Below are 8,732 nucleotides of genomic sequence, written 5' to 3'. Positions count from 1 at the left end.
GTTTTGCTGTGCGGAAGCTTCTGCAGCTATCAGATAAACATCAGCCAGGCGCAGAATGGGGATGTTAGTAGCCCCGCTGCCGCCAACCGAGTTAGGATCCATATATTTTTTAACCAGCACGCCCTGCTTTGTAATGGGCGTAATATCTTTCTGGTGTACGATCTGCCCCAGCTTGTTGATGTAAAAGGTGTCCATCAGCATCCGCCTGCGGTCTGCAGGGTTAAATGAATCAAAGAACGACTGGTACGCAAATGCAGAGCCAAAAGAGGTCACTGCATATTGCGGCCCGTCGCTGTTCTTAGGGCCAAATAAGCTAATGATCTGCGTAGAAAAACCAGGCGATGTACTTTCGCATTCAAAAGCCCACATGTTCTCCTGCCTGGCTGCATCTTCTTTGGCAACATTATACACATCCAGCACATCGGGCATCAGGCTGTATTTGCCGGAGCTTAACACCTGCTTTGCTTTGTCCAGCGCATTTGCCCAGTCCTGCGCATACAACGCTGTTTTTGCATACAACGCCATGGCCACTTCTTTTGAGGGCCGGCCTTTCTGGATATTCGCTGAATAAGAAGGCAGCTTTGCGATAGCCTGGTCCAGGTCCTGGTATATCTGTTTAAAAACATCCGGCTGCAGGGTTTTGCCAATGATGGCAGTATCAATGCTGGTGCTGGGCGTGGTTTTAACCACGATGTCCCGGAAGTTCTTGGTCAGCATCCAAAAATAAAAGGCGCGCATGTAATACGCTTCTCCAAGTATAACGCTTCTTCTGGCAGTGTCCATATTGGTTGCCGGTACGCGCAGCAAAACCCAGTTTGCTTTTTCAATACCCTGGTAACAGGATTGCCATATTTGCTGCGGTGATTCATTTTGCCTGCTAAAGCTTTTTTGCGTAGTGTAGTTAGGATCATAGCTGAACAAGGTATAGGTATCCCTGCCAACTACAGGGCGGGGATAGATCTGGTCAGCGCTGAAGTCGGACGCACCGGTGGCGGCAGTAAGGTATAAATTAACCATAGGGCCGTAAACAGCTGTTAACGCTGCTTCTGCATCTGATGCCGTTTTATAGAAATTATCTGTAAAGATGGAAGAGTAGGGGTTTTCATCGAGCTTGTTGCAGGATGTATGCACAAGCAACAGCAGTAGTAAACCACCCAGCAGGTATTGTATGTTCTTCTTTGTTTGCATATACATCATTTTTTATAGTCCAACCTGTAAGCCAACGAGGAAAGACCTTGCCATGGGATATACGAGGTTATCAACCCCGATCAGTGTGTTTGAGCCGCCAAAGGAATTCACTTCCGGATCGTAGCCGCTGTAGTTGGTGATGGTGAAAAGATTGTTGCTGCTGATATAAAGCCTTGCATTGGTGATATACTTTATGGCCGGCAGCTTATAACCAAGGGTAATATTCTTCATCCTGATATAGGAGCCATCTTCCACAAAACGGTCTGATACCGGCAGCCTGCCTCCCTGGAACCCGCTCGCATATTCATTGTTAGGGTTTGTGGGCGACCAGCGGTTCACCACACCCGAAACCACATTCCTGCCTCCCAAACCATTTTCAAAAGTGTAGCGGCTCAGGTTAAAGATCTTATTGCCCTGCACACCGGAAAGAAAGAAGGAAAGATCAAAACGGCCGTAGCTGAAGTTGGAGGAGAACCCGAAAATATAAGAGGGGTTTGCATTGCCGCTGATCGTTTGATCGGCGCCGGTGATCTGGTTGTCCTTATTCAGGTCAGCCACCTTTACACCGCCTGTTCTGCTGCCGCTGCCAGCCAGCACCGTTTCGCCGGTTTGGTAAATGCCATTAAATACATAGGTTTTAAAGATGCCCAGCGGCTGCCCAACCCTGAGCACACTGTAGGGGTTCAGCACATATTCATTGGTGCCGCCCTCCAGGCTTAACAGCTGGTTGCGGTTCACGGAGATATTTGCATTCACGTTCCATTTAAATTTGCCGGTCAGCAGCCTGGCATCCGCAGCTACTTCTATGCCCTTGTTCCGGATGCTGGCAAAGTTGCCGGTTACAGAAGAATACCCGGACGAAAGCGGCAGGTTCTTCACAAACAGCAGGTCCTTTGTTTTCTTGTTATAATAATCCACCACAATGTTCAGGCGGTCCTGCAGCAATCCTATGTCAAGGCCCACGTTGGCTTGCGTTGATTTTTCCCAGCGCAGGTCTGCATTGGGAATGCCTGTGGGGCTGATGCCCACAGTATAAATATGGTTGAACTGGTAATTACTGCCGGAGCCTTCAAGCGCCAGTGACTGGTACGGCGCAATGGCGCCCGCATTCCCTGTTTGCCCGTAGCTGGCCCTTAATTTCAGATCGCTGAACACTTTGTTGTTTTGCAGGAAAGGTTCTTCAATAATGCGCCAGGCGCCGGCAATAGCCGGGAAAAAGCCCCATTTATGATTTTCGCCGAACTTGGAAGCACCGTCATAACGGGCAGTAATGTCCAGGAAATATTTATTGGCATAGCCATAGTTAATACGGCCCATGTATGAATTAAGCGCCTCCTTATTACGGTTGCTGCTCACCGTTCTGTTCACGGCCAGCTGCACAGCTTCATTGCTGGTAGCATCGTTCGGGAAGCCGTTTGCAAAGATGCTGTTATCATTATACAAATTGCTTTGAATGGCATACACGCCTGTGAACTTGATGGTATGATCGCCAAAAGCATGATCGTAGGTAAGAATGCTTTCATGCAGCCAGGAGGTAGTGTTCACATTCCCTTTGGATGCAGTGCCGGAGTTGGCGTTCACTTCCGCCTTGCCAAGAATGTAAATGGGCGAATAATAATCATTCAGCGTGTTGCTTACATCCGCATTAAAAGAGGCGCGGTAGCTTAAGCCGGTAAGGATCTTTGCATCAGCATATACATTGGCCAGCGTACGTTTAATAGTATTGCGGTTCAGGATATTGGCCAGGCCCACCGGGTTGGCGATCTCCCGGTAACGGCCGTTGAACTGGTCCGCAAAAGGATAAACACTGCCATCATTCCTGTAAGGCACCAGGGTAGGAGGTGCGCCCAGCGTAGCGCCCACAATGCTTTGGGTTACCAGCGGCCCGTCAATAGAGCTAACGCCCGTAGGTATATTGTTGTTGATGGTGTAGCTGCTTACAATACTGGTGCCCACTTTAAAGCGGCTGCTGATGTTGTGGTCCAGCGTAGCTCTTAAAGAATAGCGCTTGAAATCCGAAGAAATAATAATACCTTCCTGATCGAAGAAGTTGCCGGATAAGGAGAACTGGGTTTTATCCGAACCACCGCTTACAGAGGCCTGGTAGTTTTGTATGCTGGCCTGGCGGTAAATAATATCCTGCCAGTTGGTGCCCTGTCCCAGGGAAGCCGGGTCAGGATAGATCGCTGAATTATAAATGTCATTTTCCAGCTTTCCAAACTCCGCAGCGTTCATCATGGATAGTTCTTTGGTAATGTTTTGTATGCCCCGGTACATGTCCAGCTGTACCCGTGTAGCGCCGCTCTTTCCGCGTTTGGTGCTGATCAGCACAACACCGTTGGCGCCTCTTGCACCATAAATGGCGGTAGAAGATGCATCCTTCAGTATTTCCACGGATTCAATATCATTTGGATTGATGGTAGATAAAGGGCTTACATCACTTACGCCGCCGCTGTTGGAGATCTGGATCCCGTCAATAATGTAAAGCGGTTCAGAAGAGCCGTTGATGGAGTTGGTGCCGCGGATGCGCACACTGATGTTACCTCCCGGGGCAGCATTGTTTTGCGTAATTTGTACGCCCGGCACCCTGGCAGCAAGGCCCTGGGCCACATTTGTAACAGGCGTTTGCGTAATATCCGCCGATTTAACGGATGCTATGGAGCCGGTGGATGCCGCTTTACGTTGCGTACCATAACCAACAACCACCACATCGTTCAGCTTACTGATATCAGGCTTCAGGGACACGGTAAGGGACGATTGGCCGCGGACTTCCACCGCGGTGCTTTCATAGCCCTGGAAGGTAACGGTGATGGTAGCATTGGAAGCTACCTCCTTCAGGGTGAACACGCCGGTGCTGCTGGTAACGGTTCCTTTCGAAGTGCCTTTTACCGCAACAGTGGCGCCTGGCAAGGCCTGCCCGTTCTCATCCAGTACCTTCCCGGAAACAGATGGTAAAAGGGATTGTGCATTTGCCGGCAGCACAAAGCAGGAAAAAAGCATAAGCAGCAGGATACTGACACAGCCCGGTAATTTAAACAAGGGACTTGTTCTTTTCATAACGTAAGCATCTTTAGCTTTTAAAAAAGTTTGACATAAAGTGGTACGCAATGTTAGAGAAGAAAGTCAAACAATGAAAAATTTCGCGGCCTTTTGGAAAACAGAATCTACCGGGAACGTAACCGCAAACGATACCGATAGCAGCAGGGGGAAAAAATCTTATTGCCGCACGTTAACAAAACGTGCTTTATTTTAGCATTACCAATCAAAATCTATTTGTTTTAGATGATAAAATGTATCCGGTGCAGTCATGTGCACGCGATCACAAAATCAGGTATTGTAAGGGGGAAACAACGCTATTATTGTAAGGATTGTAACATTCATTTCACCCTGCCCGGGGAGGCGGCAGCGGAGGTGCGGCAGCAAAAAAAGCATATGGCCACCATTGTGGATATTGCAAAAGCGCTGAACATCTCCAAATCCACCGTATCCAGGGCATTGCATGAGCATGGGGATATTAACCCGCAAACCAAAGCAGCGGTGCTGGAAATGGCCCGCCAGCTCGATTACCAGCCAAACCTGCTGGCCAAAAGCCTGGTAAAAAGTAAAAGCAACACCATCGGTATTATTGTACCGGAGTTCCTGACCTATTTTTTTCCTACCATTATTATGGGCGCACAGCAGGTAGCAGAGCAGGCCGGCTATAATGTGATCATCTGCCAGTCGCAGGAATCCTTTAAAACAGAAGTGGCCAATGCCAGCGTATTACTGGCTAACCGCGTGGATGGGGTGCTCATCTCCATGACCCGGGAAACTAAAAACTTCGAGCACTTCAAGGCATTTGAAAGGCATGGCATTCCCGTGGTGTTCTTTAACCGCATCTGCGATGAAATGGATACCTCAAAGGTGCTGGTGAATGATTATGAAGGCGCGCTAAAAGCAGTGGAGCATCTTATTGAGAACGGCTACCGCAATATTGCACATATCGGCGGCCCGCCGGCATTACGGATCACGCATAACCGCTTAAAAGGCTACCGGGATGCATTGGAAAAACATGGCCTGCCTTTTAAAAAAGAGCGGGTGGTGCATTGCAACCTTTCAAAAAAAGATGCCGTTCATTGCGCTGAAAAGCTGTTGAATCTGAAGCAGCGGCCCGATGCTGTTTTTTGTGTGAACGATCCCGTAGCCATTCAGCTGATGCTGGCCGCCAAAAAAATGAAAATAAAGATCCCTTCAGAGCTGGGCATTGTGGGTTTCAGCAATGATCCTATTTCGGAAGTAATAGAGCCGGCGCTTACCACCGTACAGCAGCCGGTAGCAGATATAGGCCGCTCAGCCATGCACATCCTGCTGGATGCCATTACAGAAGGGGAGGCTTATTCACCCGTGCTGCAGTCGCTGGAAACAACCCTTATTATCAGGGGATCATCATCGAGGAAATAACAGCAGTATTATTTAGCAGGCATCCGCTTCAGGAACACAAACCCGTTCTTCCGGTATAGCTCTTTCAGGCTGGGATTGTCTTTGGTGTATTCCTCCACCCGGTCTACCTTACTGATGAAATAAGTGGGTTTATCAATATCTCCCCGCAGCAGCCACCATTCCTCATAAGAGTTGGGGTTAGTTGGTTTTTCCTTTTGTGCATAAAAGAAGGGTGCATAACTCCAATACCCCAACGTAGTTACATAACAATCTTCGCCCTGCCGTTGTATTAAAAAGTCAATGGCCGCTCCCTGGGAGTAACGTTCTACCTTGGGTACGATCAGCGCTGCCGCAAAAAATATCACCAGCGCAGTACCGCCAAAAAAGGTCCAGGCAGCGCGGCTGAAAGCGCGTTTTTTCAGCCACCACAGACCCAGTATTACGGTTACCAGCATTAGCGCGCCGGCGGTGCCTTCCCAGCCGTTCCAGTGTACATCGGCCTCCATATTGCCCTGCGCAAACTGGTCGTGCACATAGGGGATCAGTTTTTTAATGTTCAGCGCAATCACCGTTACGGAGATCAGCACTATGGAAATTAAAATACCCAGTATGGCGGTTATCACCCCGGCATACTTTTTATACGCAGCTTCCTTGTTCTCCCATTTATAAAAAGTATAGGCTGCCAGGAACGTTACCGGGAACCAGGCCATGGAAGAGTAGTGGATAATGCGCGACTGCACAATGGTGAACAGCACGGTCACTACCCAGAACAGCATTACCATCCACATCTTAAAATCTTTATCATACCGGCTGCTGTAACGCATCCGGAAAAATGCCGGGATGGCAAATACCGAAGCCGGAAAACAGCCGATCAGGATCACGATGTAGTGATAGCCGAAAAAGCCTTTCTGCCCGGCATCGTGTGTGGAAAACAGGCGGTACTGGTATTTCAGGAACTCCGTAATAAACCAGGGCCCGTTCTTCATAGTCTCATACCCGTACCACGAGCAGGTAATGACCGCAGCCACCACCAGGAACAGCAGCGCGTGCAGCCAGTTAAAATAGATCTTAAACCGGTTGTAAATAAGGTATACCCCCAGCACCAGTAAAAAGATCATCAGCGCTACCTGTCCTTTGGTTAAAACAGCCAGCCCCATAAAAATACCTGCCCAGGCAGCATAGGTTACCGGGTCTTTTTTCAGGCGTACATGATCAAAGCCATTCCTTTTCCAGTGGTATAAAATGAAATAGTATAACGAAAGAAAAATGAACAGGTTAAACCAGGGATCTATTAACCCGGATTTAAAATACATATTCGGGAACAGGGAACCCGCATAAGCCAGCGCCCAGTAGGTACCAAATTTGCGGTCATACACCTGCTGCCCGCACAGGAACAGCACTACCAGCGTAACAATGCCGCAAATGGCATTGGGCAGGCGCGCTGCAAATTCGGTATAGCCAAAACATTTCATGGCTACCGTTTGCATCCAGAAGAACATGGGCGGCTTTTCCCAGAAAGGTTTGAAGTTCACATAAATGCGGGAGTAATCATCCAGCTTGATCATTTCCCGGGAGCATTCCGCAAAATTGATCTCATCCCAGTCAAATAAATGCACACGGCCCAGGAAAGGAATGAATAGCAAGGCTGCAATAATGCATATTAGTACAATGATCACTGGTTTTGGCAAACGCATAGTTCCGTGTAGCTCTTTGCGGCAAAGATAGATGCATCTGTGTTTTTTAGCAAATCGGCCCGGAAAGATAAAGATATGATCATGTGCCGCGCACGCTTGCCGGATAACGGGGAGGTATATACGCCAGGGTATTGCCCGGAGCATAAGCTATCACCCGCCATTCGTTCGTAACCTTTTGCCATCCTCCATCCCTATGCCGTCCTTCTGTTAATACCTTTGCCACCCGGCCGCCGGTCATCCCGCCTCCTTTCCCCCTTCTCCCTGCCTCAAGTCCGGATCAAGTCCACATCAAGTCCACGTCATGCCCACAATGTATTGGTGAACAATGGCCTTACGCTTAGGGTAATACTTGTATAAGACTCCCTTCCTATGCACAATCATCTGTATTGCAGTCCTATATTATTATATGATGCCCTGCAATATCACCGCATTTCATCGCGCTATCGCCCCAATGCGCTACACAATGGGCTGTGGATCACTATAGTCCCTTCACTCTGTTCTATGCAATGGACCATGGACCATCGACTATGGACTAAAACAAAAAAACTTTCTCCATCCACCCCCCCGCTTATGAACAGTGATTGTATTTAGAATGAACCTGAAAGCCCTTTATTCACTTAAACCATTTAACAGTAACACAACTACGGTAACCCTATAGCCGTTCCGTCGAGTTGCCCTGGCGCCAACCAAAATGATGAGCTAACAACATGAAGACCATATTTATTATTGTGCTAACGCTGGCGGTATGCCCCGGCATGGGAAAGTTATATGCACAAACATACACCCCCGTAGCGGTTACGGGGTTTAATAATGATGTTGTTGCAGACACAGGCACCAGCTCAATGGCGGTTACCACTACGCCGCTGGACCTGAGCTTTAATGTGCTTTACAGCGCAGCCTTTGGCGTAAAGAATGTTTTTCCCGGCGGCCTGCCCAATACAGGCACCATTGTAAGCGGTGTGCGTACTTACCAGCTGGCGCCTTATACAGCTGCTAATGGTTTGTTCCTGTCGCTTAACGGCGCTGTGGCCAACAGCGCTGCTGATGGTACGCTTACACTGGTAACACCCGCAGCCTTTAGTAAAATAAGCCTGCTGCTGTTTTCAACAGAAGGTTCCAGCACGCTGCGCGTTACATTGAATTTTACAGATGGCACTACCGCAGTAGCGGGCACCGCAACGGTGCTGGACTGGTTTGATGGTGGCAATGCCGTATACGCTGGTTTTGGCCGTACTACACGTATTACTGCACCGCCCTATATTGCAGATGGCATCGCCACCAATAACCCGCGCTTTTATAAGTACGATGTTTCGCTGGCCTGTGCCAACCAGGTAAAGCAGCTGCAATCTGTAACCATTAATTTTTTAGGCGGCGGCACCACATTCCCTTCAAGGGCTGTGGTGCTGGCGCTTTCAGGCATATCCATTACAC

The 8,732-nt window shown here is 48.8% G+C and carries 5 protein-coding genes; 2 read left to right on the top strand and 3 right to left on the bottom strand.

Annotation, left to right across the window (positions count from 1 at the left end; genetic code table 11):
- Window positions 1-1,188 (bottom strand): RagB/SusD family nutrient uptake outer membrane protein (locus VIM87_RS24495; protein ID WP_331999537.1); only part of this gene is annotated, 1,188 nt, incomplete at its 3' end.
- Between the two features lie 12 nt (window positions 1,189-1,200).
- Window positions 1,201-4,245, bottom strand: coding sequence for a TonB-dependent receptor (locus VIM87_RS24490; protein WP_331999536.1), 3,045 nt, complete (start codon window positions 4,243-4,245; stop codon window positions 1,201-1,203).
- Window positions 4,246-4,470: 225 nt separating this feature from the next.
- Between VIM87_RS24490 and VIM87_RS24485 the strand changes: the two genes are divergently transcribed.
- Entirely contained in the window at window positions 4,471-5,628 is a 1,158-nt protein-coding gene (locus VIM87_RS24485; RefSeq protein ID WP_422653338.1) for a LacI family DNA-binding transcriptional regulator, read from the top strand.
- 8 nt (window positions 5,629-5,636) lie between these two features.
- On the opposite strand, the gene VIM87_RS24480 is transcribed toward VIM87_RS24485, so the two are convergent.
- Window positions 5,637-7,283 carry an ArnT family glycosyltransferase gene (locus VIM87_RS24480; protein WP_331999534.1) on the bottom strand — a complete coding sequence of 549 codons (1,647 nt, stop codon included), beginning with the start codon at window positions 7,281-7,283 and terminating at the stop codon, window positions 5,637-5,639.
- Window positions 7,284-8,008: 725 nt separating this feature from the next.
- On the opposite strand from VIM87_RS24480, the gene VIM87_RS24475 reads away from it, so the two are divergent.
- A partial coding sequence (locus VIM87_RS24475) for a hypothetical protein (RefSeq protein WP_331999533.1) occupies window positions 8,009-8,732 on the top strand: 724 nt, incomplete at its 3' end.

Source organism: Chitinophaga sp. (assembly GCF_036569125.1).
In the GTDB taxonomy this organism is placed as follows: domain Bacteria; phylum Bacteroidota; class Bacteroidia; order Chitinophagales; family Chitinophagaceae; genus Chitinophaga.
This window is presented reverse-complemented; position numbering and strand designations above follow the sequence as displayed.

Bases quoted from the DNA above. Each gene is read 5' to 3' on its own strand.
- VIM87_RS24490 (WP_331999536.1), bottom strand. From the start codon at position 4,245: ATGAAAAGAACAAGTCCCTTGTTTAAATTACCGGGCTGTGTCAGTATC.
- VIM87_RS24485 (WP_422653338.1), top strand. From the start codon at position 4,471: ATGATAAAATGTATCCGGTGCAGTCATGTGCACGCGATCACAAAATCA.